The sequence below is a fragment of the Collinsella intestinalis genome, from assembly GCF_902364775.2.
Lineage (GTDB): Bacteria > Actinomycetota > Coriobacteriia > Coriobacteriales > Coriobacteriaceae > Collinsella.
The window spans coordinates 439,714-466,036 of the sequence record NZ_CABJEU020000001.1; the positions used below are offsets into that span (position 1 = coordinate 439,714).

A 26,323-nucleotide genomic window follows, 5' to 3' on the forward strand; every position below is an offset into this window, starting at 1 on the left:
TGTAAAAAGTGCGCCCGTGACGTGATGCGTCGCGGGCGCTGATTCCTATACGAGCGCTGCGATTGCGCGTACTATGGCGTCCGCAGCGGCAGAGGTCTTTGACGTGTCCTCGACCTGCAGGATGATCTTGCCCTTGATACCGAGCTCCGAGATCTCGGAGAACAGGACGCGCGGGCCATCGATGACGGGGGAGACGCCCTCGCCGGCTTTGAGCGCCAGGGTGGCGAGCTGCTTGGCGAGATCGTCCATGTGCTGAGTATGGGCGCAGCCATCCTCGCCAACGCGCGGTACGGCGAACGGGACAACCACGCGGTTGGCCGGCAGAAGATGCACGAGGGCGGTCTTCGAAATGATTGAGTTGGGGATGATCACCGTTTGCCCCATGGCGTCGCGGATGGTGGTGTGACGCCAGGTCACGTCTTGAACGACGCCCGCCTCGGCACCGACCTCGATATTGTCGCCGGGCTTGACGATGCCCATGAAGGTCACCTGCAAGCCGCCGATGAGGTTGGACAGCGTATCTTGGAAGCCGAGTGAGACGGCGATACCGCCGACGCCAAGAGCGGCTACGAGCGCATTGGCGTTGACGCCAAAACATGCATCCAAGATGACGCTGATGCCCGTCGCCCAGATCACGCCGCGGGCGATATTGATGATGATGCTGGAGGAGGGCAGGGGATTGCTCTCCTGGTTGAGGTAGCGCTTGAGGATGCGCGTTGCTACGCGAGCGGCGACGGCGGTTACGAGTGCAAGGGCAAGTGCCCACAGCGAGCTTTGCACGAGCGGGATTTTGAAGATGGAGAACAGGCCTTCCACGGGAACTCCTCTGGTGCGTACAACGGGTTCGATTTGAATTCTCACACAACTGAGTGTTCCCAATCACGGGCGTTTTATGACGGGCGGCCGGGGCGTGCCGAGCCGGGCCAGAATCCGGCTCGACAAGCCCCGGCCGCCCGGATGCCATGTCGGATGCGTTAGGCTTCGGCCGACGATGTGCGTCCGCCGCGTTCCGAACGCTCGGCCATGCGTCGCGTGAATCGCATGAACAGCTCGTCGGACGCGGCGATCTGAGCATCGTTGTAGTGCGCCGAGGCCATGTTCTCGAGTACGAGCTCGTAGTCCTTGTCGGGGCGGAGCCAGTTGTGGACGTCGAAGCAATCGTCGATCTTCTCGAGGAAGGCCAGGCCGGCTTCGATGGCGGCCTCGCGGCGCTCGGCGCTCGCGTGAGCTGGCAACGTGTCCATGAGTCGGCTCACATGGAGGTATTCCTGCGTGAGACCGCGCTCGGGGATGGCGTGGAAGATGCGTTCGATTTCGGCGAGTTCGTCATCGGAGTACAGGTGCGCCGCCACGCCCATCGCGGTCTTGTCGTTGCCCGTGAGTGCGCAGAGCAAAAAGCCCTGTCCATGGCTTGTACGTTCGAAGTCTTCGATCGCCTCGAGTGCGCTGGCGGCGCGGGCGGGATAGTCGGGCTCGCCCTGGCCGGAGCGGATGCGTACGATGAGCTCGCGTTGCCGCTCGAGCTGGGCGATCTGCTCTTGAAGCTGCCTGTCGAGGTCGTCGAGCAAGCGATCGGACTCACCACAGCGCTCGTCGCCCTCGGCGCGTTCGGCGTCGAGGTCCTGAAGCATAGGGCCGATTTGCTCGAGCGAGAAACCGAGCGAGGCCAGCTGACGGATGCGAAGGAGGCGCAAGAGGTGCGTGGGCTCGTAATCACGATAGCCGTTATCGCCGCGCGGCGGCTCGGGCAGCAGGCCGATGGCGTGATAGTGCCGCAGGGTGCGGACGCTCACGCCTGCCATGCGTGCAAGCTCGCTGCTTTTCATCTGTGCTCCTCCGTGGGGTCGGTTGGTTTGGACTCATCGTGTGTTGTACCCACCGATAGTAAAAACCCAGACGTAACGTACGAGTCAAAGCACCCACAAATGCTCCATGCCCGCAGAAGGAAAAAGGGGAGTGGGCGCAAGTCACGCATGTGTGATTTGAATCCGCCCCAATCGCATCGAGATGGCATGAAAGTCACGAATGGGACCCGAAGTTCGTGACTTTGGATATGTTTCGGTGAAATGTGAGGCGGGGACGAGCGGGGAAGGGTGAAAACTCCCGTCGCCGCATGGGTCACTCGATCTAAGCTCCGAGGCAGCGATCGCGGAAGGCGGCGATTTCGTCCTCGGTCACGCCGAGCGTGTCAGTGAGGTAGCCCATGAACCCGCCATACGGTTCCAACGCACGCTCCATCGCCTCGAAATAACAGATGGAGGCGGGAGAATCCAGCGTGAGGTCGATGGGGGCGTAGAGGTTAGTGGCGAGGTAGTCGGCGAGAATATCATCGCGACTCACGCCGAGCATGGTCTCGATAAGCACCGAGCCCATGCCGCAGCGGTCGCGCCCCACGTAGCAATGCCAGAGAGCGGCGCCCTCCTCGACATCGAGCACCGCCCGCACAAAGGAGCGGTAACCGTTGATGCCCGTCTCGTCGATGAGCATGTGCGGGTAGAGCAGCGTCATGAACTCGACGGAGTCTCCTTGGGCCATGGCCTCGAGCTTGTATTCGAACGCGGTCTTCTCGTGCTCCTGCGTGACGCCCACCTGGCTGTCGGAAAAGATCTCGGCGTGCAGGTAGCGCGCGGCGGGGATGAGATCCATGGGATCGGGCAGCTCGGAGAGCTCGATGAGATTGCGAAAGTCGACTACGAGACGCAGGTCGTACTCATTGCGCAGGCGGTCGATGTCGGCGGGAGAGCCAAAGCCGAGCGTGCCTGAACGCAGCAGCAGGCCGTGCTTCACGCGGCGACCGCCGGCGCCCACCATGCCGCCCAGGTCGCGGGTGTTGGGGAGCTTGTCGAAGTCGATGCGGCCGTATCCCGGGCGCGCCGGATCGGCTGCAGGGGGCAGGTCGACGCGAGAGGGGAGCTCATCGCCCCAATAGTTTTGAGCCATCGTGTGACCTTTCTCGTGAGGTTTCTTGCCATTATTCTGCCAGAGGGCTATGCGCGGCACACCTGCTAGAATGGACGATTGTGAGAAAAGCGCATCGTGCGCCGCCGTCTTGCGGTGCACGCGGGAAAGGAATGGCATGGATCGCACCAAGATCGCCCAGCTCTACGCCGATGCTGAGACGCTCGGCGGACAGCAAGTGACCGTTGCCGGATGGGTCAAGTCCGTCCGCGACATGAAGAACTTCGGTTTCGTCACCTTGAACGACGGCAGCTGCTTCAAGGACCTGCAGGTCGTCATGAACCGCGAGGCGCTCGCCAACTACGACGAGATCGCGCATCAGAACGTCTCTGCGGCGCTCATCTGCACCGGCGAGCTCAAGCTCACGCCGGATGCGCCGCAGCCCTTCGAGCTCGCCGCCACCCAAATCGCGGTCGAGGGCGTTTCCGCGCCGGATTACCCGCTGCAGAAGAAGCGCGCCACCGTGGAGTTCCTGCGCACCCAGCAGCACCTGCGCCCGCGCACCAACCTGTTCCGCGCCGTCTTCCGCGTGCGCTCCGTGGCCGCCGCTGCCATCCACCGCTTCTTCCAGGACCGCGGCTTCGTCTACGTGAACACTCCCATCATCACCGCGAGCGACTGCGAGGGCGCCGGCGAGATGTTCCACGTCACCACCATCGACCCGGCCAACCCGCCGCTGGATGATAAGGGCAACGTGGACTTCAGCCAGGACTTCTTCGGCACCGCCGCCTCGCTCACCGTGTCCGGCCAGCTCAACGCCGAGAACTTCGCCATGGCCTTTGGCGACGTGTACACTTTCGGCCCCACCTTCCGCGCCGAGAACTCCAACACCACGCGCCATGCCGCCGAGTTCTGGATGATCGAGCCCGAGATCGCCTTCGCCGACCTGGCAGACGACATGGACCTCGCCGAGGATATGCTCAAGTACGTCATCCGCGACGTCATGGATCGCTGCCCCGACGAGCTCGCCATGCTCAACAAGTTCGTGGACAAGGGCCTCATAGAGCGCCTTACGCATGTGGCAAACTCCGATTTCGCCCGCGTGACCTACACCGACGCCGTGAAGATCCTCGAGGACGCCGTCGCCGCCGGCCATCAGTTCGACTACCCCGTGAGCTGGGGCATCGACCTCCAGACCGAGCACGAGCGCTTCCTCACCGAGGAGCACTTCAAGTGCCCGACCTTCGTGACCGACTACCCGGCCGAGATCAAGGCTTTCTACATGCGCCTGAACGATGACGGCAAGACCGTCGCCGCCGCGGACTGCCTGGTTCCCGGTATCGGCGAGATCATCGGCGGCTCCCAGCGCGAGGAGCGCCTCGAGGTGCTCGAGCGTCGCATCGCCGAGCTGGGCATGGACCCCGAGCAGTACAAGTATTATCTGGACCTGCGCCGCTACGGCACGTGCAAGCACGCCGGTTTTGGCCTCGGCTTCGAGCGCCTGGTCATGTACCTCACGGGCGTGGGCAACATCCGCGACGTCCTGCCGCACCCGCGTACCGTTGGAAGCTGCGACTTCTAAATCTTGGTTTGATCGGCTCGGCTTGATTGGAAACCGGCTGCAACCAGATGCGGTTGCGGCCGGTTTTCGCTGCGCCTGGTTTTCGAGACCTTGGAGTGGGCTTCTTGTGGCCTCGGAGTCGACTTTTCGAGTCTTGAGTTGGCTGTTTTGAGGCTTATGAAGATGTCTGTGGCGTTTCTTTTGGACCGATATATTGCCCGCTTGTTAACACGGTATTAACGGGTTTGAGTCCGTTGCGCGTGCGGGCTACTATATCCCTTGCGTTGCTTTCACGCGATAAAGCGTCCCGTCGATGGATGGCGGGACCCGTACAGAGGAAACGGAGTTGATCGCCATGCTGAGCATTTCGCGCAGGAACCTTATCACCCTCGGAGCGAGCTTTTTTGCCGCCGGAGCGCTGGCAGGCTGTGGCGACGGCAAGGCTGCCCCCGGCAGCGCCGGTGCTTCTGGGAAGACGGGTTCCGGCTACAAGATCGGCGTCCTGCAGCTGGTCGAGCACGGTGCGCTCGACCAGACGAACAAGGGCTTCGTCGCTGCGCTCGACGAGTCGGGTATCGCCTACACGATCGACCAGCAAAACGCACAGAACGATCAGTCGGCCTGCCAGACCATCGCGAGCAAGCTCGTGAACGACGGTGACGACCTGATCTTCGCCATCGCCACTCCCGCCGCCCAGGCGGTCGCGGGCGCCACGTCCGACATCCCGGTCGTCGGCTCCGCCATCACCGATTACGCCGCGAGCGGGCTCGTGGCCTCCAATGAGGAGCCCGGCGGCAACGTCACCGGAAGCTCGGACCTCACGCCCGTCGCGGATCAGATCGAGCTGCTTCGCCAGCTGCTGCCCGAGGCCAAGAGCGTGGGTATCCTGTACTGCTCCGCCGAGTCCAACTCGATGGTGCAGGTCGAGCTCGCTGAGGAGGTCCTCGAGGCCGCCGGCATCGCGCACGAGCGCTACTCGGTCTCCTCTTCCAATGAGATCCAGCAGATGGTCGAATCCATGGTCGGCAAGGTCGATGCGATTTACGCTCCCACCGACAACACCATCGCCGCGGGCATGGCGACCGTCTCCATGGTCGCCAATGAGAATAAACTCCCCGTCATCGTAGGATGCGACACCATGGTCGAGGATGGAGGGCTGGCGTCGTATAGCATCAGCTATTACGACTTGGGTTATAAGGCAGGCGAGATGGCCGTGAAGATCCTCACCGAGGACGCCAATCCCGCCGATATGCCCATCGAGTACCTGTCGAGCGATGAGTGCCAGCTCATCGTCAACCAGGCGACCGCCGATGCACTCGGCGTCGACATCTCGATGCTCGAGGATGCCCAGATCGTCTAACGCGGTCGGTCGGGCGTGAGGCCGCGCGCGATGCGCGATTCGACCTCCCTCAGTCCCATATGCCACCCATGCGCCCTGTGCGCACGTTAGGAGAATCTCCATGAACAACTCCACCTGCTCTCGTCGCTCTCTTGTCAAGGGCATGGCCGGCGCCGCCGCATTCGCGATCGTCGGCGGTCTCGGCCTCGCCGGATGCGGCGACCCCGCCGCCAAGGCCGATGGTTCCGCCCCGTCTGACGCCGCCTTCAAGATCGGCGTCCTGCAGCTCACCGAGCACCCCGCACTCGATGCCGCCAACAAGGGCTTCGTCGCCGCGGTGGAGGAGGCCGGCATCGGTGCGAAGATCAATCAGCAAAACGCCCAGAACGACCAGTCGGCCTGCCAGACCATCGCGGCCACGCTCGTGAACGAGGGTTGCGACTTGATCCTCGCGATCGCGACCCCCGCTGCCCAGGCCGTGGCGGGCGCCACCTCCGACATCCCCATCGTCTGCACCGCCATCACCGATTTCGCGGCCTCTGGCCTGGTCAAGGATAACGATGCCCCCGGTGGCAACGTCACCGGTACCTCCGACATGAACCCCGTCGTCGATCAGATCGACCTGCTCCACCAGCTCGCGCCCGAGGCCAAGAAAGTCGGCCTGCTCTACTGCACCGCCGAGTCCAACTCCAAGATCCAAATCGATCTGGCCGCCGCCGAGCTCAAAAAGCTTGGCATGGAGGGCGTCGAGTACACCGCCTCGGGCTCCAACGAGGTCCAGCAGGTGGTCGAGTCCATGATGGGCAAGGTCGACGCCATCTACACTCCCACGGACAACACCATCGCCTCTGCTATGACGGTGATCGCCTCGATCGCCAACGAGCACAAGGTACCCACGGTGTGCGGTGAGGTCGCGCACGTCGAGGCCGGTGGCCTGGCGAGCCTGTCCATCAATTACGAGGAGCTCGGCCGCCGTGCCGGAGAGATGGCGGTGCGCATCCTCACCGAGGGCGCCGAGCCCGCCGCCATGCCGATCGAGTCCATGGGCGCCGCCGAGTGCGACCTGGTCTACAACGGGCAGACCGCCGAGGCGCTCGGAATCGACGTCACCTCGCTGGTCGAGGATGGCGCCACGGACGTGAGCGCCGCCGAGTAGCCGCCCCACAGCGCGTTTCAGGCGCATTTCGACCGGGGTGTTCGCTCGGACCCCCTTGTCGGCGTGGTACACTGGCCGACACGCTATCTATCGCAATCGCGATGAACCCCGGCGAATCATATCGCCGGGGTTCATTTGGCTCGAACAAAGGAGGGACGACATGAGCGGAGCGCTTCTCGGCGCCGTTTCCCAGGGCATCCTGTGGGGCATCATGGTCCTTGGTGTGTACATCACCTACAAACTTCTCGACATCGCCGACCTCACTGTTGATGGCAGCTTCGCGCTCGGCGGCAGCGTGTGCGCCGTGCTCGTGGTTGCCGGCGTCGACCCGCTTATCGCGGTCGTGGCGGCGATGCTCGCCGGCATGCTCGCCGGCGCCGTCACGGGCTTTTTGCACACGGTGTTCGAGATTCCGGCGATTCTCGCGGGCATCCTCACCCAGATCGCCCTGTGGTCCATCAACCTGCGCATCATGGGCAAGTCCAACACGCCCCTGCTGCAAAGCGATACGATCTTCTCTCGCATGACCGAGCTGACGGGTCTGTCCTCGGCCGCCGCTTCCATCATCGTGGGAGCTATCGTGGCCGTTGCGATCATCACCGCGCTGTACTGGTTCTTCGGCACCGAGATCGGCAGCGCCCTGCGTGCAACCGGTAACAACGAGCATATGATCCGCGCCCTCGGCGTCTCCACGGCCAAGACAAAGATGATCGCCCTCATGCTGGCGAACGCCCTCGTGGGTCTTTCCGGCGGTCTCATCTGCCAGAGCCAGAAGTACGCCGACATCGGCATGGGCACCGGCGCCATCGTCATCGGCTTGGCCGCCATCGTTATCGGCGAGGTGCTCGGCCGCCTCACCCCTGGCAAGCTCACGGGATTCAAGAGCCGTCTGGTTTCCGCCGTCGCCGGCTCTGTGGTGTACTTCCTCATCCGCGCCATCGTGCTGCAGATGGGCATGGACGCCAACGATATGAAGCTCTTGTCTGCGGTCATCGTGGCCCTGGCGCTGTGCGTGCCGGTGGTGTGGGAGAAGTTCAAGCTGCGTGCGAGCTACTCGAAGGGCGGTGAGGCAGATGCTTAAGCTGTCCCACGTGAAGAAGACGTTCAACCGCGGTACCGTCACCGAGAAGCGCGCCCTCACCGGCGTTGATCTCACCCTGGCCGACGGCGATTTTGTGACTGTCATCGGCGGCAACGGCGCCGGCAAGTCCACCCTGCTCAATATGATCGCGGGCGTTTATCCGCTCGATTCGGGCACTATCGAGTTGGATGGCGAGGACATCTCGCGTCTGTCTGAGCCCAAGCGCGCCAAGTACCTGGGCCGTGTGTTCCAAGATCCCATGCGCGGCACCGCCGCTGATATGCAGATCGAGGAGAACCTCGCCCTTGCCAAGCGCCGCGGGCAGCGCCGTGGCCTGCGCTGGGGCATCACCAAGGACGAGCGCGCCGAGTACGCCGAGTTGCTCAAGCGCCTCGACCTTGGTCTGGAGACGCGCATGCAGGCAAAGGTCGGCCTGTTGTCCGGCGGTCAGCGCCAGGCGCTCACCCTGCTCATGGCAACGCTCACCAACCCGCGCGTGCTGCTGCTCGACGAGCACACCGCCGCGCTGGACCCCAAGACGGCTTCGAAGGTCCTCGAGCTCACGGAGCAGATTGTTGCGGAGCGTCAGCTCACCACGCTCATGGTGACCCACAACATGAACGACGCGATCCGCCTTGGCAACCGCCTGATCATGATGCACGAGGGTCGCGTGATCTACGACGTGGCAGGGGAGGAGAAGCGCGCGCTCACAGTGTCCGACCTGCTGCAAAAGTTCGAAGAGGTTTCCGGTGGCGAGCTCGCCAACGACCGCATGCTGTTGAGTTAGCGGCGCCGCCCCTTGCACCGACGCCGCATGTGGCGCTTCGCGCCAACGTCGTGCGTCCCGTGCCCTGTGCGGTCAGATTGCCTATGCTCACGAGTAAATTGCCTATGGAAGTCATCCGTTTGACGGCGCTCGAACGGAAGAAATCCATAGGCAATTTCAATTGGAAAAGGGGCGGGCTGCGAGTGGGAAGCCTGGTGCCCTCACGAGGCTCCATGACGGCGGCGTTAGTGGGTACAAGACTCCACAGATATAGATGCATCGCGCTGTTGTGGGAGGGGTACACCATGAAATTGCGCATCAAGTCGAAGCTTCTGAGCGTCCACAGCGAAATCGAGGTCACCGCGATGGACGGAAGCGTCCTCTATTGCGCCGACACCGACCCATTGTCCTCGCCGCGCCTCATGCGGTTCAAGGATGCCGAGTACCGTGAGCTCGCCACCGTCACCTCCGTGCGTCTCGACTATGCGGATCGCGCGCACCATATCGTCATGGCCGACGGTCGCGCCATCGACGTGAGACGCAAGTTCCGCACGCCCGCCAGCACGGTCGAGAGCTACTTGGTCGTGAGGGGCGCCGATTGGCAGGTCGTCATGACGCGCGGATGGACGAGCCGATTCGAGGTTCGGGATTCCGCCGGCAAGGTCTGCGTCGAGGCCAAGCAGATAGCCATGGAGCGCAACGGCACCTTCGAGCTCAACATAAAGGATGAGGCCCATATGGACGAACTGGTCCTCATGAGCCTCATCGCTCGGGATATCATGGCTGCGGATACGCCGGCTGTGCCCGCGGCGCCGGCGGATTAGAGCGTCGTTTCCATCGCAGCCGGGGCCGTGGCCGGCTCGCACGATCGCGCGCCGGCGGCGGCAAGCTGCGAACGTACCATTTCCTAGCGAGCCCTCAGCGGACGGTTGCCATTGCGATACACCAAGTAGCTATATGCGTAGGTGCCCAGGCTCGAGGCGAGCACGGAGCCCACGAGCATCCAGAAGGCGACCTCCCCATGCTGCATCGACAGCACGCCCGAGGCCACCACGACGATTCCCGCGAGCACGAAGGCCACGCCGCAAAAACGGTGCGTGAGGCGCCAGTTGCGGTCGTCATCGAGCGCCCAGGGCGTCTTGCACCCAAAGGTGTAGTTGCGCTTGACCTTGGGCATGTAGTTGCCGAGCATGACAAGGCCGATGCCCACCACGATGCTGGTGATGATCCCGATCGGGCTTCCCGTCTCGGGCAGGATGCCGAACACGGTGAGTTCGGAGGTCCAGGTCATGGCGATCATGAAGAACGTGAACAGCGAAGCGAACCCGGTGTAGAACGACCCCATGCGCGCATAGACGGCGCCGCGCGGGTCTATGCCAGGGAGCACGCGGAACATGACGAGGAAAAGCAGCGGCAGCGCGTCGAGCGCGATCATGGCGGTGCGGCTCGTGTAGCCGTTCACGTCGCCGGCCGCGTCCCAATGCGTGGGGACCATCTCGGGCATCCGGGGGAGTAGGGCGAGGTGTGCCAGGAAGCTCGCGATGCAGAGGACGGCGAGGACCGTCATCGTCTTGCGGGAAAGCGGGTTCGCGTCCGGCCGCGCATCCCTTTCGGCGCCGTCTAGGGTCCGGCTGTCGGTGCCCGGCGTCTTCAGATCCTTATCGGTCATTTGTTTCGCTCCTATCGGTGAATGTGTAAAACCAGCTCATAAGGTCCTGCAGGACCGAGGTATTCAGGCTGTAGATGATGTTTTGGCCGTCTCGCTCGGCATCGACCAGACCTGCCGTTTTGAGGGCGCTCAGATGGTGGCTGAGCGAAGGTTTGGTCATATCGAAGTGCTCGGCGATTTCGCCGGCGGTAAGGTCCTTGGTGCGCAGCAGTTCTAGGATGTGCCTGCGTGTTGGATCGGCAAGCGCCTTGAAGGCCTCTCCTCCCATATCTCCTCCTTGAAGGTTCGTAGGTGCGCGCGGTCTCACGTCGGTGATGCTCCGGCACCGTGCACATGTGCCAAGCGGTTGCACGGACGAATCGGCTCGCAGCTGAACGTTAGATAATTAGACATCCATCTAATAATTAAGTCAAGAAGTATTTAGACAAACTTCTAATCGTCTATATGGCCTGGACGGAGAGGGCGTGACCCGATTATTCCCAGCGATAGTGCCGGCAGGCCTTGCAGATGGGAGCGTAGAGGAAGCGCGGGACCGGGCATGACGCGATGATGAGGTCCGATGAGTTTTGATTGGGCAGGGTGTTCACGCTGCAGCTCGAGCGTATGGCGGCAATGAGCATGTCGATCGCCTCGGAGCGGCGTCGGCGCATACGGCCCATGCGCGGGCCGCGCACGGAGGCGCTCACGAGCAGGCCGCCGCCCACGGCGATGCCTCCGCCCCAGGGAACATCCGCCGCGCGGCAGGCGGAACTGAGGCGCTCAAGTGCCATGCGGGCTTGGATGAAGCCGTGTTCATCTGCGCATGCAATCGCGTACAGCAACGGCGTACGTGCGTGACCGGCATGCTCGTCGCTGTGCAGCTGCTCGCAAAGGGATGCCCAGGTGCGGGCGGTGTCCGCATCGGCGGGGGAGAAGGTGTAGACATGCGAGTCGATGACACGCGCCGCACCGTAAGCGGGCAGGGGGATGTGGTGCTCGTAAACATCGAGCGCTTCAAGCAGGTCGTGGGAGAGATGATCGAGACATGCGTGAGGGTCGGACAGCCCCGCATCAACGAGGGCGAGTCGGACGGGAAGCGCGGTGCGCTCGCGCGGTGCCTCCTCGCGTTCGATGGGGGTGTGTGCCATGGTCTCGCCCTTTCTATCCCGAGAGCCGTACGGAGTACTGTACTCCGTGTCGAGTCCCTGTGCCACGCGCACGATCGAGTCAATGTGAAGGTGCGGCGGAGTGCAAAGGTGCGACGGAGCAGGTACGGCGGAGTGCAGAGGTGCAGCGGGGCGGGTACGCGCACGTAGCATCATGAGCGCGCAAGGGAATGGTCGTAAAGTGCCAATCTGATGCAGCCTGGCATTTTACGGCCATTTCTGAGGGCAATTGGGCTGGAAAACGGTCGTAAAATGCCATTCTGTGACAGCTTTGCACTTTGCGACCAAAATCCAAACTATACGGTCGCACGCGGTTGGGAGACCGTTGCCGTGGAATCACGAGTTCTCGCCCTCGCGGCGGGGCCTTGCAAGCGCGACCGATGCGCGTCGTTGAACGTGTCGATCCCCATCCGCCGCGGCATCTCATAGTCGAACCCTGGAGGAGCATCCATGTTTACAACGTTGTATCTCGTGCGTCATGGTCAGACGGTGTTCAACACCCGGCTGCTCATCCAGGGCCGCTGTGATTCCCCGCTCACGGATCTGGGCCGCGAGCAGGCCCGCGCCGCGGCATTGTGGCTGGGCGAGCGCGGCGTGCGCTTCGATGCGGCGTTCAGCTCGCCTGCCGAGCGCGCATGCGGCACGATGGAGCTGCTGTGGGGCGGTGCGTATCAGCGTCTCGAGGGATTGCGCGAGCGTTCGTTCGGCGATCTTGAGGGCACCGACGTGCTGGCCTTGCCCAAGCCCATGGGGGATTACCCCGTATCGTTTGGCGGCGAGCCGGAGTCGAAGCTCGAGGCGCGTCTGACCTCGACGCTCGCGGCGGTGATGCGCGGGGACTACGAGGCGAGGCCGGCCTCCGCGCCGGAAGGCGTTTTGTCAGGTCGGTCGATTGGTTCGCGCAACCCCGTGCCCGGCCGCACAGATGCTCCGGTCGAGCCCTGCGCGGTACGTCCGCTCGATGAGGGCGCCCCGTGTTCGGGCAACGTGCTCGCCGTGAGTCACGGCGCGGCTTGCAAGGCATTCGCCCACGCCTGGGAGCATACCGCCGAGGTGGAGATCCCCAGTCCCTTCCCCAATTGCTGCGTGCTGGTGTATCGCTTCGACGGTGCGTCGTTCACGCTGGTCGAGGTCGCCGACCCGGCGGCGCATCTGGGCGGGGAGGGGCTGCCCATCTAGCTGATGCGCGACGTGTCGGATGGCCGCCTTTCGATGGGGCTCTGTCATGCCGGACCGTTCGCCTGCCCGTCGGATGCGACCAATATGGAAAGTTTGCCATGCGTGACATCGTCTGCATGCGTAGGTAGTATGAAAAGCTGTTGGAATTTGGCCGCCCGTTGCGGCTGATCGGCCATGGGGCGCATCGGGGCGGTGCGCACGTGAGGGGATTGTGCGATATGAGGCTCGACAAGCTTGAGATCGGCAAGGACGCCATCGTGGCATCGGTCGACTCCGATGATGCGGCGCTGTATCAGCACATCCTTGACATGGGACTGACGCCGGGAACGGAAGTCACCATGATGAAGCACGCCCCCATGGGCGATCCGGTGGAGATTCGGCTTCGTGATTACGAGCTGACGCTGCGCCTTGCCGATGCCGCTCGCATAGAGCTCGTCGACGTGCACGATGCCCATAACGCCCCGCGTGAGAATCCCGCCCCCGCGACATCCGAACATCCCGCCATCGGAGAGTGCGTCTGCCGGCCGCGCATAGGCCGGCAATGCGCCTCTGCCGACGAACCCTTGCGGTTCGCGCTTGCCGGCAACCAGAATTGCGGTAAGACGACCCTGTTCAATCAGCTCACCGGTTCGAACCAGCATGTCGGCAACTTTCCCGGGGTGACCGTCGACCGCAAGGACGGTCGCATACTGGGGCACGACAATGTGACCATCACGGATCTGCCCGGGATTTACTCGCTCTCCCCTTATACCAGCGAGGAGGTCGTGAGCCGTCGGTTCATTCTCGAGGAGGAGCCCGACGCCATCATCAATATCGTCGACGCGACCAACATCGAGCGCAATCTCTATCTCACCCTGCAGCTCATGGAGCTCGACCGTCCCATGGTGCTCGCCCTCAACATGATGGACGAGGTGGCCGCGAACGGCGGCACCATCGACGTGAACCGCCTCGAGGGCATGCTCGGCATCCCGGTGGTGCCCATTTCCGCTGCAAAGGGCGAGGGGATATCCGAGCTCGTCGAGCACGCCCTGCACGTGGCGCGCCACCGCGAGCTGCCCGGGCGTCAGGATTTCTGCCCCGCCGACGGTCCGGACCACGGAGCCCTGCACCGTTGCATCCACGCCGTCATCCATCTCGTCGAGGATCATGCGGTGCGCGCGGGCTTTCCGCCCCGTTTCGCCGCGACCAAGCTCGTCGAGGGGGATGCGCTGGTGCGCGAGGCGCTGGGCCTGGACGAAAACGAGCTCGAGGCCCTCGAGCACGTCATCAGCCAGATGGAAGGGGAGTCGGGCAAGGAGCGCCTCTCCGCGCTGGCCGACATGCGCTTCAGTTTCATCGGCGGCGTCTGCCGTGCGTGCGTGGTCAAACCGCGCGAAAGCCGCGAGCACAAGCGCTCAGTGGCGATCGACCGCATCCTCACCGGCCGGTACACGGCGTTCCCGGCGTTCCTCCTCATCATGGCGCTTGTCTTTTGGCTGTCGTTCGGCTCGGTGGGCGCGTGGCTCAAGGGCCTTATGGAAGTCGGCGTGGCGCAGGTCACGGCGATGATCTCCGATGGCCTCGTCTCGATGGGGGTCAACCCCGTGGTGCGCTCGCTCGTGATCGATGGCATCTTCGCCGGCGTGGGCAGCATGTTGTCCTTCCTGCCCTTGATCGTGGTGCTGTTCCTGCTGCTGTCGATGCTCGAAGATTCGGGCTATATGGCGCGCGTCGCGTTTGTGATGGATAAGGTGCTGCGTCACTTCGGCCTGTCGGGCCGCAGCTTCGTGCCCATGCTCGTGGGATTTGGCTGCAGCGTGCCGGCCATCATGGCCACGCGGACCCTTCCATCCGAGCACGACCGCAAGATGACCGTCATGCTCACCCCGTTTATGAGCTGCTCAGCCAAGCTCCCGGTTTACGGTCTGCTCACCTCCGCGTTCTTCGCGCGGGGGAGCGTCTTGGCCATGGTCTCGCTGTATGTGCTGGGCGTGGTCGTGGCGGCGGTCATGGCGCTGATATTCAAACGGACGGCCTTCCGCGGCGAGCCGGTGCCTTTCATCATGGAGTTGCCGAATTACCGCCTGCCGAGTGCGAAGACGACGGTCATGCTCGCCTGGGATAAGGCCAAGGATTTCCTCCAGCGGGCGTTCACGATCATTTTCGCGGCGAGCATCGTCGTGTGGTTCCTGCAGACCTTCGACGGCCAGCTCAATGTGGTGGCCGACCAGTCGCACAGTCTGCTCGCCGGTTTGGGCGGCATCATCGCGCCGGTCCTCGAGCCGTTGGGATTCGGCGATTGGCGTGCGAGCACCGCCCTCGTGACGGGGCTGCTCGCCAAGGAGAGCGTGATATCCACCTTGGCGGTGCTGCTGGGCACCGAGTCCGCCGCCGCGCTCACGGGGCTGTTCACCCCGCTCACCGCGTACGTGTTCCTCGTATTCACCCTGCTCTATCCGCCGTGCGTCGCCGCCATCGGCGCTGTGAAGAACGAGCTCGGCCCCCGTTGGGCGGTCGCCGTCTTCGCCTTGCAGTGCGTCGTGGCATGGGTGGTCGCCTTCATCGTGCGCCTCGCCGGCCTCGCCCTCGGCTTTGTGTAATTGGGGACGGGTGCAAATTGCACATGGTGCGCCGCCGGCACGTCGCATGTGTGCAAGCTGTGCATACGTTCTCGATCGCGTCGGCCGTCTTGACGCGAACGACGGCGGCTGCGATACTACCAAATCGCACACGCACGATTGCTGCCAGAGACAGCCGGTTCCAGCGTGCCCGCGCAAGCGAGCGCACCGGAGTAAAGGGGAAACCCGCCAGCCGAGGTGGTTGAGTAGCACTTGTCTTCTCGCCCCCGTCGCTCAAGCAGCGCGGGGGCTTTCTTTTTCGAGGCATGCCCCCGCCCACATCCTGGCGGTCGTGCCCGGAAAAGAAAAAGAAGGAGGTGTACCACATGCCAAAGCAGTACAAGATCGATGCAGTTGCCGAGATCGAGTCCAAGATCGAGTCCAACGCCGGCGTTTACGTCGTGAGCTACAACGGCCTCACCGTTCTTCAGGCTCAGGAGCTCCGCAAGCAGCTCCGTGAGGCTGGCGCTCAGATGAAGGTTTACAAGAACAACCTCGTCCGCATCGCCCTGGAGAACAAGGAGCAGCCGAACCTGGACGAGATGCTGGTCGGCCCGCTCGCCTACGTGTTCTTCGAGGAGGAGCCCGTCAGCGCCGCCAAGGTGCTCAAGGAGTTCGCCAAGAAGTCCAAGGGCGTCCTGGAGATCAAGGGCGGTATCTCTGACGGTCAGGCTGTTACCGCTGCCGAGGTCGACGCCATCGCCGAGCTCCCCAGCAAGGATCAGCTCCTGGGTCAGATCGCCGGTCTCATCAACGGCTTCGCTCGCGACATCGCTGTCTGCGTCAACGGCGTTTCCTCTGGTCTCGCCCGCACCGTTCAGCAGATCTCCGAGCAGAAGGCAGCCTAGTCGGCGGCCTTCCCGCGGCCGCTTGACGGTCGCACACCTGGCGCACAACGCGCCGTACTTTAGTTTTGATCTCCCTGCCAGACGCAGGGAAACCGAAAGGACTTAGAAATGGCTAAGCTTACCACCGATGAGATCATCGAGGCTCTGAAGGAAATGACCCTGCTCGAGGCTTCCGAGCTCGTCAAGGCTATCGAGGACACCTTCGGCGTTTCCGCCGCTGCTCCTGCCGCCGTCGTGGCCGGCCCTGTCGCCGCCGCTGAGGAGGCCGAGGAGAAGACCGAGTTTGACGTCGTGCTCGAGGGCTTCGGCGACAACAAGATCCAGGTCATCAAGGTCGTCCGTGAGCTCACCTCCCTCGGCCTGAAGGAGGCCAAGGAGGTCGTCGAGAACGCTCCTAAGGCCGTCATCGAGGGTGCCAAGAAGGAGGACGCCGAGGCCGCCAAGGAGAAGCTCGAGGCTGCCGGCGCTGCCGTTACCCTGAAGTAGTTTCCACGCAGGTGCATCACCTGCGGACTGCTTGAGCCATATCGCGCTCATATAGGCGGGATCCACGTTGGTGGGTCCCGCTTTTTTCGTAAAACGGCGGCCCGTGACAGGGTATTGCAAAATACTTGCGGGATATCCGTGTGGAATTCGATAAATCGTTCTCAGACGAGTAACATAGCCAAATGTATGCACATTGCGCATTTTGATTCGCGTGCGACGAGCGCGCGTCGTGCTGAAAGGACAGTCAATGAAGGCTATCATCCCCGCCGCCGGCCTCGGCACCCGCTTCCTGCCCGCCACCAAGTGCACCCCCAAGGAGATGCTGCCGGTCCTCGACAAGCCGGTCATCCAGTACGTGGTGGAGGAGGCCCTCGACCCGGAGGAGGTCGACGGCGCCATCATCGTGACGAGCCCCGGCAAGCCCGAGCTGCTGAGCTACTTCCAGCCCGACCGCTCGCTGGAGGCCCTGCTGCGCGAGCGCGGCAAGGCCGGCTACGCCGACGCGATCGCCCACGCCGGCAACATGCCCGTGGACTTCCGCTACCAGTACGAGCCGCGCGGCCTCGGCCACGCCATCCGCTCCGCCGCCGACGCCTGCGCCGGCGAGCCCTTCCTGGTCCTTTTGGGCGACTACGTGGTCCCGGCCAAGGACATCTGCGACAAGATGCTCGAGGTCTCCCGCGCCCACGGCGGCGCGTCCGTGATCGCCGTGGCTCCCTGCGCGCCCGACCAGGTCGACCGCTACGGCGTCATCGCCGGCGACTTCGTGGGCACGCTCGAGGGCTATGAGGGCGCGGGGGAGACCGAGCCCGGCGCCGTGTGGCGCATCGGCGGCCTGGTCGAGAAGCCGAGCCCCGAGGCGGCTCCCTCCAACCTCTATATCGTCGGCCGCTACCTGCTGAGCCCGCTCGTCATGGAGCTCCTCGCCAACCAGCAGCCCGGCAAGGGCAACGAGATCCAGCTGACCGACGCCATGGCGCGCAGCCTGGACCGCGAGGCCATGTACGCCGTCGTGATCGACCCGCTGTCCGGCTACGACACCGGCACCCCCTCCGGCTGGATCGCCACCAACGCCCTCATGGCCGCGTCCGACCCGCGCTTCGCCGGCGAGTTCTGGGCGGCCGTCGACGAGCGCGGTGGCTTGGAGCGCTAGTCGCTTTTCCACCCTCGGCTCGCATGCCCCTCAATGAGATGCAGTAGGCCCCGCAGTTACGCACCGTGGGGCCTTTTTCATGCGCTGTTCGTCCGTTCGGCGGTGCCATGCAGAACCCGTTCACTCAAAACACATGAACAGATGTTCGATTTAGCTTATCTACCTGCAGACTTTTCGAAAAGTTTTTCTTTAACCCAAAAAGAAGCCATAGTCAAGACTTTTATTGCCGAACGAAATTGACCTGATAAACTAATAGGTTGCATTACCTGGCGGAGCTATGCCTATTGCCGGTGTATGTGCGCGCGAGGACGGTCGCATGTGTAATTTGCACCCGTCCCCAATTGCACATCGCAGGGCGAAGGGCACGGATTCCGTCGGATCAACCGCCTTTCCCAAGAAGGAGGAAACACCTGGTGCCGAAAGCAAACGCCACACAGACCGTGACCGCCACCGAGCGCACACGCGTCAACTTCGGGAAGATCCCGGAGACGATGGAGCTGCCGAACCTCATCTCCGTGCAGAAGGAGAGCTTCGAGCGCTTCATGGACGAGGGCCTGCGCGACGCCTTCAAGGAGTCCAGCCCCATCCAGAGCCAGAACCACCAGCTCGAGGTGACCTTCGGTCACCATCAGTTCGGCGACCCGTCCCACACCGTGGACGAGTGCCGCGAGAAGGACATGACCTATCAGGCCCCGCTGCTGACCGAGGTCCGTCTCACCAACCTCGAGACGGGCGAGATCAAGGAGCAGCTCGTCTTCATGGGTGACTTCCCCATGATGACCGACCAGGGCACCTTCATCATCAACGGCACCGAGCGCATCGTCGTCTCCCAGCTCGTCCGCTCCCCGGGCGTGTACTACGGCTCCGAGATGGACGGCGGCAAGCAGGTCTACAAGGCCCAGGTCATCCCGGCCCGCGGTGCTTGGCTCGAGTTCGAGGTCGACAAGCGCGACCAGCTCGTGGTCTCCATCGACCGTAAGCGCAAGCAGTCTGCCACCATGTTCCTGCGCGCGCTGGGCATCGCCGTCACCAATGACGAGATCTTCGAGCTCCTCGGCGACTCCGACGTCGTGAAGCGCACCATCGAGCGCGACACCGCCCTCACCCGCGAGGACGCCCTCATCGAGATCTACCGTCGTCTGCGCCCCGGCGAGCCGCCGACCGTCGACGCCTCCCGCAGCCTGCTCGAGGGCCTGTTGTTCAACCCGCAGCGTTACGACCTCGCCCGCGTCGGCCGCTACAAGGTCAACAAGAAGCTCAACCTCACCACGGAGGAGGACGTCACCGTCCTCACCGATGAGGACATCATCGCCACCCTGCGTTACCTGCTGTCCCTGGCCGCGGGCGAGCCCGGTTTCAAGGTCGATGACATCGACCACTTCGGCAACCGCCGCATCCGCACCGTGGGCGAGCTGGTGGCCAACCAGTTCCGCATCGGCATGAGCCGCATGGAGCGCGTCGTGCGCGAGCGCATGAGCTCCCAGGACGTCGACGAGATCACGCCCCAGAGCCTCATCAACATCCGCCCGATCGTGGCCTCCATCAAGGAGTTCTTCGGCTCCTCCCAGCTCTCTCAGTTCATGGACCAGGCCAACCCGCTGACGGGCCTCACCCACAAGCGCCGTCTGTCCGCACTCGGCCCCGGTGGCCTGGCCGGCCACAAGTCCGGCTCCAGCCGCCGTACCAACGTGCCGACCGCCGTCCGCGACGTCCACAACTCGCACTACTCCCGTATGTGCCCCATCGAGACGCCCGAAGGCCCCAACATCGGCCTGATCGGCTCGCTGGCCCTGTACGCCCGTGTGAACGAGTACGGCTTCATCGAGGCCCCCTACCGCAAGATCGAGAACGGTGTCGCCACCGACCAGATCGACTGGATGACCGCCGATGAGGAGGAGCTGCACATCATCGCTCCCGCCAACACGCCGATCGATCCCGAGACCAACGAGCTCGTGACCGTCGACGCCGATGGCAACCTCGTGCGTCCCCACACCGTCGTCGCCCGTACGCGCGACTTCGACGGCTCCTTCGGCGCTCCCGCCGACGTGCCGGTCGAAGACGTCGACTACATGGACGTCTCCCCGCGTCAGATGCTCTCCGTCGCGGCCACGCTCATTCCGTTCCTCGAGCACGATGACGCCAAGCGTACCCTCATGGGCGCCAACATGCAGCGTCAGGCCGTGCCGCTGGTCCACCCGGTCGCCCCGTACGTCGGCACCGGCATGGAGAAGCGCGCCGCCATCGACTCCGGCGAGGTCACCCTGGCCAAGCACGCCGGTGAGGTCATCTTCGCCGACGCTGCCAAGATCACGGTGAAGACCGCCGAGGGCCTGGACACCTACAAGATGCCCAAGTACCAGCGCTCCAACCAGTCCACCTGCATCAACCACCGCCCGCTCGTGCGCGTGGGCGATCAGGTCACCGTGGGCCAGCCCCTGGCCGACGGCCCCTCCACCGATCACGGCGAGCTCGCCCTCGGCCAGAACCTGACCGTGGCCTACATGCCGTGGGAGGGCTTCAACTACGAGGACGGCATCATCGTCTCCGAGCGCCTCGTCTCCGAGGACCTGCTCACCACCATCAACATCTCCCGCTACGAGCTCGATGCCCGTGACACCAAGCTCGGTCCCGAGGAGATCACCCGCGAGATCCCGAACCTGTCCGAGGACATGCTCGCCAACCTCGACGAGGACGGCATCATCCGCATCGGTGCCGAGGTCAAGGCCGGCGACATCCTGGTCGGTAAGGTCTCTCCCAAGGGTGAGTCCGCGCTGACCGCCGAGGAGCGCCTGCTCCGTGCCATCTTCGGCACCAAGGCCCACGATGTCCGCGACACCTCCCTCAAGATGCCCCACGGCGCCGAGGGCCGCGTCATCGACGTCGTGCGCTTCAGCCGTGAGAACGGCGACGACCTCGCCCCCGGCGTGAACGAGCAGGTTCGCGTGTACGTCGCGCAGCGTCGTAAGATCCAGCAGGGCGACAAGATCGCCGGTCGCCACGGCAACAAGGGTGTTATCTGCGAGGTCCTGCCTGTGGAGGACATGCCCTACATGTCCGACGGCACCCCGGTCGACGTCATCCTGAACCCGCTGGGTGTCCCCTCCCGTATGAACGTCGGCCAGCTCCTCGAGTGCCACCTCGGCTGGGCTGCCGCCTGCGGTTGGGACACCGAGTCCGCGGATTCCGACAAGTACATCCCCGGTCCGTTCTTCACCGCGACGCCCGTCTTCGACGGCGCCCACGAGGACGAGATCGCCGAGGTCATCCGTCGCGCCAACCGCAACATGGTGAATCTGGCCTCGATGCGCTTCGGCGAGCACATGAACCCCGCGTTCGTGACCCAGCTCGACGAGCGCGGCAAGACCGTGCTCTACGACGGCCGCTCCGGCGAGCAGTTCCGTGAGCCCATCACCGTCGGTACCTCCTACATCCTGAAGCTCGGCCACATGGTCGACGACAAGATCCACGCTCGCTCGACCGGCCCCTACAGCCTCGTCACCCAGCAACCGCTGGGCGGTAAGGCCCAGTTCGGCGGCCAGCGCTTCGGCGAGATGGAGGTCTGGGCGCTGTACGCGTACGGCGCCGCCAACGTCCTCCAGGAGATCCTCACCGTCAAGTCCGACGACACCGTCGGCCGCGTGAAGACCTACGAGGCCATCACCAAGGGTGAGAACGTCCCCATGGCCGGCATCCCCGAGTCCTTCAAGGTTCTCGTCAAGGAGATCCGCTCGCTCGCGCTCGACATCGAGCCCATCCGCGACGCCGAGCCCGCGCCCGCGCCGGCTCCCGCCGCCGAGGACTCCGAGCTCGACCTGCCCTCCATCGATGAGGCCGACACCTCCGCTGACGCGGCCGACGCCATCCTCGATGAGCTCGCCGCCACCACGACCGATAAGGAGTAGTTGACTGTGGCAGATTTCGAAGCTACTGATTTCGACTCGGTAAAGATCTCGCTTGCTTCCGCCGACAAGATCCGCTCGTGGTCGCGCGGCGAGGTCAAGAAGCCCGAGACCATCAATTACCGTACCCTCAAGCCCGAGAAGGACGGCCTGTTCTGCGAGAAGATCTTCGGTCCCGCCAAGGACTGGGAGTGCTCCTGCGGCAAGTACAAGGGCATCCGCTTCAAGGGCATCGTCTGCGAGCGCTGCGGCGTCGAGGTGACCACGGCCAAGGTGCGCCGCGAGCGCATGGGCCACATCGAGCTGGCGGCCCCCGTCAGCCACATCTGGTACTTCAAGAGCCCGACCTCGTTCCCGATGAGCCGTATGCTCGACATCAAGTCCAAGGATCTTGAGAAGGTCCTGTACTTCGCGAGCTACATCATCACCCACGTCGACTATGAGGCCCGTGAGGCCGACGCCGACGACCTGCGCGAGGAGCTCGCCGCCGACCTCGAAGAGATCGACGCCGAGTGCGCCCGTCAGATCGAGTCTCTGAAGGAGCAGGGCAACCCCGAGAACTTCGACGAGTTCTCCGATGAGGAGCCTCTGACCCCCGAGGAGATCGCTGCCGGCATCGTCGACATCGAGGAGGAGTGCCGCGACGAGAAGGACCTCCGTTCCGAGGCCTTCCAGGCGTTCATGCAGCTCAACGAGCGCGATCTCGTCTCCGACGAGCCGCTGTTCCGCGAGATGAAGCGCTACTACTCCATGTACTTCAAGGGCGGCATGGGCGCCGAGGCCATCCGTGACCTGCTCGACGCCATCGACCTCCCGCAGGAGGCCGCGACCCTCAAGGCCATCATCGCCGACGAGGACAGCCAGAAGCAGAAGCGCGAGAAGGCCGTCAAGCGCCTCGAGGTCGTCGACGCCTTCCTCAAGGGCGGCAACAACCCCGCCAACATGATCCTCGACGTGATCCCGGTCATTCCGCCGGATCTGCGCCCGATGGTCCAGCTCGACGGCGGCCGCTTCGCCGCGTCCGACCTGAACGACCTGTACCGTCGCGTGATCAACCGTAACAACCGACTCAAGCGCCTGCTCGACCTGGACGCCCCTGCGATCATCGTGAACAACGAGAAGCGCATGCTCCAGGAGGCCGTCGACGCCCTGTTCGACAACGGCCGTCGTGGTCGCCCGGTCTCCGGCCGTGGCGGTCGCCCGCTGAAGTCCCTCGCCGAGGCCCTCAAGGGCAAGCAGGGCCGCTTCCGCCAGAACCTGCTCGGTAAGCGCGTCGACTACTCCGGCCGTTCGGTCATCGTCACCGACCCGAAGCTCAAGCTGCACCAGTGCGGTCTGCCCAAGACCATGGCCCTGGAGCTGTTCCAGCCCTTCGTCATGAAGCGCCTGACCGAGCTCGGCAAGGTCGAGAACATCAAGGGTGCCAAGCGCGCCATCGAGCGTCGCGCCTCCTTCGTCTGGGACATCCTGGAAGAGGTCATCGACGGCCGTCTGGTGCTGCTCAACCGTGCACCGACGCTGCACCGCCTCTCCATCCAGGCCTTCGAGCCCGTGCTGGTCGAGGGCAAGGCCATCCACCTGCACCCGCTCGTCTGCGCCCCGTTCAACGCGGACTTCGACGGCGACCAGATGTCCGTCCACGTCCCGCTGTCCGTCCAGGCCCAGGCCGAGGCTCGCATCCTGATGATGAGCTCCAACAACCTGCGCTCCCCGGCTTCCGGTAAGCCCGTGAACATTCCTTCCCAGGACATGATCATCGGCGTGTACTACCTGACCCAGGCTCGCGACGGCATGCCCGGCGAGGGCCATGTCTTCGCCAGCTTCGACGACGCCCTGCGCGCCTACGACTGCCGCGCCGAGGCCGGCGTCGACCTGCAGGCAAAGGTCCAGGTCCGTGTTTCCGAGGCCGAGGCCAACGTCGAGCTCGAGGACGGCACCAAGCTCTTCCGCGTGAAGACCGGCAAGAACTCCATCGAGGACTACGACGTGACCGGTTCCAAGACCGCTCGCTTCGAGACCACGATCGGCCGCATCATCTTCAACCGTCAGTGCCTGCCGGCCGACTACGAGTTCATCAACTACAAGATGGTCAAGGGCGATATCGCCAAGCTCGTCTCCGACTGCTGCGATCGCTACCCCGAGGCCGAGGTCGCCCCGATCCTCGACGCCATCAAGTACTCCGGCTTCCACTACGCCACCATGTCCGGCCTCACCATCTCCGTGTGGGACGCCCTGATTCCGGACGACAAGTGGCAGGTCCTTGACCGCGCCCAGAGCAACGTCGACCAGATCAACGCGTACTTCGAGGAGGGCTTCCTCAACGAGATGGAGCGCCATATCGAGGTCGTTAACGAGTGGACCGCCGCCACCGACGAGGTCGCTTCCAAGATGCTGTCCATGTTCGACGAGGAGAACCCCATCTACATGATGGCCGACTCCGGCGCTCGAGGCTCCAAGGCCCAGCTGCGTCAGCTCGGCGGCATGCGCGGCCTGATGGCGGACATGTCCGGTGAGACCATCGACCTTCCCATTAAGGCGAACTTCCGCGAGGGTCTGCTCCCGCTCGAGTACTTCATCTCCACCTACGGCGCTCGTAAGGGCCTCGTCGATACCGCTTCGCACACCTCCGACTCCGGTTACCTCACCCGTCGTCTCGTCGACGTGGCTCAGGACGTCATCGTGCGCGAAGAGGACTGCGGCACCACCGAGGGCTGCACGTACAACCTCATCATCCCCGGCACCGAGGACCTCAACGCCGACCTCGTGGGCCGTTGCTTCCTGGACGACGTCGTCACCCCGGATGGCACCGTGCTCTTCGAGAAGGATGCCTACATCACCTGCGTCGACGACCTCCAGAAGATGGTCGACGCCGGCCTTAAGAAGGTCTCCCTGCGCGCGCTGCTGACCTGCCGTTCCAAGTACGGCGTCTGCCAGAAGTGCTACGGCTGGGATCTGTCCACCCGTCGTCCGGTTGCCATCGGCACCGCGGTCGGCATCATCGCCGCCCAGTCCATCGGCGAGCCCGGCACCCAGCTCACGATGCGTACGATTCACTCCGGCGGCGTCGCTGGCGTTGCGGACATCACCCAAGGTCTCCCGACCGTTTCCCGTATGTTCGACATCGTCGGAAACGTCAACGAGAAGATCCTCGGTCGCGAGGCCGATCTGGCCCCGTTCTCCGGTCACCTCGCCATCAAGCCCGAGAAGTCCGAGTACGTGCTCACGCTCACCGACACGGACGACCCGAGCCGCATCCTGGACGAGAAGCGCGTCCCCGCCGCCGTCCAGTTCATGCCCGGCATCGAGGATGGCTGCGAGGTCCGCGCCGGTGACCAGATCACCAAGGGCTTCGTCAACTTCCGCAACCTGCGTCAGCTGACCGACATCGAGTCCACGATGCACACGTTCGTCGAGAACGTGAAGGAGGTCTACAACTCCCAGGGCGTCGACCTCAACGACAAGCACATCGAGGTCATGGCTCGCCAGATGCTGCGCCGCGTTCAGATCACCAACCCCGGTGACTCCAAGTACCTGCTCGGCCAGTACGTCGACCGCTACGAGTTCGCCGACGAGGTCGAGCGCGTGGCTCGCGAGGGCCTCAACCCGCCTGCGGCCGAGCCCGCGATCCTGGGTACCCTCAAGGTCGCTTCCTCGATCGACTCCTGGCTGTCCTCCGCGTCGTTCATCCGCACCGCGGGCGTCCTCACCGAGGCCGCCATTGAGGGCAAGGTCGACCACCTGCTCGACCTCAAGTCCAACGTCATCGTGGGCAAGAAGATCCCGGCGGGCACCGGCCTCAAGCCGTATGCCAAGGCCGGCATGACCTACCGCACCGAGGAGGGCTACGTCCCGGTGGACAATCCGTCCTCCCCGCACGCCAAGGTCCTGCCCGAGTGGGCCCCGGAGGAGCTCAAGGAGCTCGACACCGTCCTGCCTCAGCAGCTCGATTTCGGCGGTGGCGACTTCTCGGCCGACGGCGGTCACATCACCCGCAACGGCCGTACCATCTCCGCCGAGGATGCCCGTCTGTACCTCTTCGACGACCTGGGCGTGTCCCAGCGCTGGACCAACAAGTTCAGCGAGGTCGGCATCGAGGTCGTCGGTGACCTGGTTGGCAAGTCCGAGGAGGACCTGCTCCGCATCGATGGTATCGGCGCCAAGGCCATCGAGGAGCTCCGCGACGGTCTGGAGGAGCACAACCTCCTCTACATCCTCGAGAACACCGAGGACGTCGCCGACGAGGAAGATCTCTCCCAGCTGCTGCAGATGGTCTTCTCCCCGGATGGCCCCGACGACATCCTGCTCGGCACGAGCGCCCCGCGTCATCACCTCGATACCGATGAGGAGATGATCGGTGCCCCGGCCCAGTCCAAGGATGGCAACGGCGTCATCAACGAGGACATGGCCTCCCTCGACGAGCTGCTGAACCAGCTGGTCGACACCGATGAGGTCTATCCCGAGGAGCAGGAGGACTAGTCCTTCTTGCGCCAGGTGCTCTACACACCGACGGTGATCGCACCAATAGAGCCCGCCTTTCCCAAAAGGG

19 protein-coding genes are annotated in these 26,323 nt (G+C 63.9%); 13 read left to right on the forward strand and 6 right to left on the reverse strand.

All coding sequences use genetic code 11. The features are described 5' to 3' along the window. Positions 1-45 precede the first annotated feature (45 nt). The 3 genes from FY258_RS01845 to FY258_RS01855 all read right to left on the reverse strand — a co-directional run bounded on the left by FY258_RS01845 (position 46) and on the right by FY258_RS01855 (position 2,940). Entirely contained in the window at positions 46-816 is a 771-nt protein-coding gene (locus FY258_RS01845) for a mechanosensitive ion channel family protein (RefSeq protein WP_118102656.1), read from the reverse strand. A gap of 158 nt (positions 817-974) precedes the next feature. After that, positions 975-1,826, reverse strand: a complete 852-nt coding sequence (locus FY258_RS01850) for a MerR family transcriptional regulator (RefSeq protein WP_118102658.1) — start codon at positions 1,824-1,826, stop codon at positions 975-977. A 301-nt stretch (positions 1,827-2,127) separates the two neighbouring features. After that, on the reverse strand, positions 2,128-2,940 hold the full coding sequence (locus FY258_RS01855; RefSeq protein ID WP_259324401.1) for a tyrosine-protein phosphatase: 813 nt from the start codon (positions 2,938-2,940) through the stop codon (positions 2,128-2,130). Between the two features lie 136 nt (positions 2,941-3,076). Between FY258_RS01855 and asnS the strand changes: the two genes are divergently transcribed. The 6 genes from asnS to FY258_RS01885 all read left to right on the forward strand — a co-directional run bounded on the left by asnS (position 3,077) and on the right by FY258_RS01885 (position 9,625). Continuing rightward, positions 3,077-4,480: an asparagine--tRNA ligase gene (gene asnS, locus FY258_RS01860; protein ID WP_118102662.1), complete on the forward strand. Its 1,404-nt coding sequence runs from the start codon at positions 3,077-3,079 to the stop codon at positions 4,478-4,480. A gap of 334 nt (positions 4,481-4,814) precedes the next feature. Beyond that, a complete protein-coding gene (locus FY258_RS01865; RefSeq protein ID WP_259324402.1) occupies positions 4,815-5,819 on the forward strand; it encodes an ABC transporter substrate-binding protein in 1,005 nt (334 codons plus the stop codon). Between the two features lie 100 nt (positions 5,820-5,919). Further along, entirely contained in the window at positions 5,920-6,954 is a 1,035-nt protein-coding gene (locus FY258_RS01870; RefSeq protein WP_118102664.1) for an ABC transporter substrate-binding protein, read from the forward strand. 160 nt (positions 6,955-7,114) lie between these two features. Further along, positions 7,115-8,035, forward strand: a complete 921-nt coding sequence (locus FY258_RS01875; RefSeq protein WP_118102666.1) for an ABC transporter permease — start codon at positions 7,115-7,117, stop codon at positions 8,033-8,035. After that, positions 8,028-8,822, forward strand: a complete 795-nt coding sequence (locus tag FY258_RS01880; protein WP_118102668.1) for an ABC transporter ATP-binding protein — start codon at positions 8,028-8,030, stop codon at positions 8,820-8,822. The genes FY258_RS01875 and FY258_RS01880 overlap by 8 nt, the downstream gene beginning before the upstream one ends. A gap of 284 nt (positions 8,823-9,106) precedes the next feature. Next, positions 9,107-9,625, forward strand: coding sequence for an LURP-one-related family protein (locus FY258_RS01885; RefSeq protein ID WP_118102670.1), 519 nt, complete (start codon positions 9,107-9,109; stop codon positions 9,623-9,625). An 83-nt stretch (positions 9,626-9,708) separates the two neighbouring features. On the opposite strand, the gene FY258_RS01890 is transcribed toward FY258_RS01885, so the two are convergent. The 3 genes from FY258_RS01890 to FY258_RS01900 form a co-directional block, all read right to left on the reverse strand. Then, positions 9,709-10,470: an SdpI family protein gene (locus tag FY258_RS01890; RefSeq protein ID WP_118102672.1), complete on the reverse strand. Its 762-nt coding sequence runs from the start codon at positions 10,468-10,470 to the stop codon at positions 9,709-9,711. Beyond that, positions 10,460-10,738, reverse strand: coding sequence for an autorepressor SdpR family transcription factor (locus FY258_RS01895; RefSeq protein ID WP_118102674.1), 279 nt, complete (start codon positions 10,736-10,738; stop codon positions 10,460-10,462). Before FY258_RS01895 ends, FY258_RS01890 begins: the two co-directional genes overlap by 11 nt. Positions 10,739-10,943: 205 nt before the next feature. After that, positions 10,944-11,597 (reverse strand): hypothetical protein, encoded by a 654-nt coding sequence (locus tag FY258_RS01900; protein WP_118102676.1) that lies wholly within the window; start codon positions 11,595-11,597, stop codon positions 10,944-10,946. A 468-nt stretch (positions 11,598-12,065) separates the two neighbouring features. On the opposite strand from FY258_RS01900, the gene FY258_RS01905 reads away from it, so the two are divergent. The 7 genes from FY258_RS01905 to FY258_RS01935 all read left to right on the forward strand — a co-directional run bounded on the left by FY258_RS01905 (position 12,066) and on the right by FY258_RS01935 (position 26,253). Then, complete coding sequence (locus FY258_RS01905) at positions 12,066-12,794, forward strand: histidine phosphatase family protein (RefSeq protein ID WP_118102678.1); 729 nt, start codon at positions 12,066-12,068, stop codon at positions 12,792-12,794. 218 nt (positions 12,795-13,012) lie between these two features. Further along, positions 13,013-15,373, forward strand: coding sequence for a ferrous iron transport protein B (gene feoB / locus FY258_RS01910; protein ID WP_118102680.1), 2,361 nt, complete (start codon positions 13,013-13,015; stop codon positions 15,371-15,373). A 344-nt stretch (positions 15,374-15,717) separates the two neighbouring features. Continuing rightward, positions 15,718-16,239 (forward strand): 50S ribosomal protein L10, encoded by a 522-nt coding sequence (gene rplJ / locus FY258_RS01915; protein WP_118102682.1) that lies wholly within the window; start codon positions 15,718-15,720, stop codon positions 16,237-16,239. A gap of 108 nt (positions 16,240-16,347) precedes the next feature. After that, positions 16,348-16,725, forward strand: a complete 378-nt coding sequence (gene rplL, locus FY258_RS01920) for a 50S ribosomal protein L7/L12 (protein WP_006723075.1) — start codon at positions 16,348-16,350, stop codon at positions 16,723-16,725. 247 nt (positions 16,726-16,972) lie between these two features. Then, positions 16,973-17,878 carry a UTP--glucose-1-phosphate uridylyltransferase gene (locus FY258_RS01925; protein ID WP_118102684.1) on the forward strand — a complete coding sequence of 302 codons (906 nt, stop codon included), beginning with the start codon at positions 16,973-16,975 and terminating at the stop codon, positions 17,876-17,878. A 413-nt stretch (positions 17,879-18,291) separates the two neighbouring features. Continuing rightward, complete coding sequence (gene rpoB / locus FY258_RS01930; protein WP_118102686.1) at positions 18,292-21,780, forward strand: DNA-directed RNA polymerase subunit beta; 3,489 nt, start codon at positions 18,292-18,294, stop codon at positions 21,778-21,780. A gap of 6 nt (positions 21,781-21,786) precedes the next feature. Beyond that, a complete protein-coding gene (locus tag FY258_RS01935) occupies positions 21,787-26,253 on the forward strand; it encodes a DNA-directed RNA polymerase subunit beta' (RefSeq protein WP_182279368.1) in 4,467 nt (1,488 codons plus the stop codon). The last annotated feature ends 70 nt before the right edge of the window (positions 26,254-26,323 follow it).

Excerpts from the sequence above, each read along its gene's own strand:
- FY258_RS01870 (WP_118102664.1), top strand. The coding sequence starts at position 5,920 with ATGAACAACTCCACCTGCTCTCGTCGCTCTCTTGTCAAGGGCATGGCC.
- FY258_RS01925 (WP_118102684.1), top strand. The coding sequence starts at position 16,973 with ATGAAGGCTATCATCCCCGCCGCCGGCCTCGGCACCCGCTTCCTGCCC.
- FY258_RS01865 (WP_259324402.1), top strand. The coding sequence starts at position 4,815 with ATGCTGAGCATTTCGCGCAGGAACCTTATCACCCTCGGAGCGAGCTTT.
- FY258_RS01900 (WP_118102676.1), bottom strand. The coding sequence starts at position 11,597 with ATGGCACACACCCCCATCGAACGCGAGGAGGCACCGCGCGAGCGCACC.
- FY258_RS01850 (WP_118102658.1), bottom strand. The coding sequence starts at position 1,826 with ATGAAAAGCAGCGAGCTTGCACGCATGGCAGGCGTGAGCGTCCGCACC.
- FY258_RS01875 (WP_118102666.1), top strand. The coding sequence starts at position 7,115 with ATGAGCGGAGCGCTTCTCGGCGCCGTTTCCCAGGGCATCCTGTGGGGC.
- rplJ (WP_118102682.1), top strand. The coding sequence starts at position 15,718 with ATGCCAAAGCAGTACAAGATCGATGCAGTTGCCGAGATCGAGTCCAAG.
- FY258_RS01885 (WP_118102670.1), top strand. The coding sequence starts at position 9,107 with ATGAAATTGCGCATCAAGTCGAAGCTTCTGAGCGTCCACAGCGAAATC.
- FY258_RS01855 (WP_259324401.1), bottom strand. The coding sequence starts at position 2,940 with ATGGCTCAAAACTATTGGGGCGATGAGCTCCCCTCTCGCGTCGACCTG.
- rplL (WP_006723075.1), top strand. The coding sequence starts at position 16,348 with ATGGCTAAGCTTACCACCGATGAGATCATCGAGGCTCTGAAGGAAATG.
- asnS (WP_118102662.1), top strand. The coding sequence starts at position 3,077 with ATGGATCGCACCAAGATCGCCCAGCTCTACGCCGATGCTGAGACGCTC.
- FY258_RS01905 (WP_118102678.1), top strand. The coding sequence starts at position 12,066 with ATGTTTACAACGTTGTATCTCGTGCGTCATGGTCAGACGGTGTTCAAC.
- FY258_RS01895 (WP_118102674.1), bottom strand. The coding sequence starts at position 10,738 with ATGGGAGGAGAGGCCTTCAAGGCGCTTGCCGATCCAACACGCAGGCAC.
- FY258_RS01890 (WP_118102672.1), bottom strand. The coding sequence starts at position 10,470 with ATGACCGATAAGGATCTGAAGACGCCGGGCACCGACAGCCGGACCCTA.
- feoB (WP_118102680.1), top strand. The coding sequence starts at position 13,013 with ATGAGGCTCGACAAGCTTGAGATCGGCAAGGACGCCATCGTGGCATCG.
- FY258_RS01880 (WP_118102668.1), top strand. The coding sequence starts at position 8,028 with ATGCTTAAGCTGTCCCACGTGAAGAAGACGTTCAACCGCGGTACCGTC.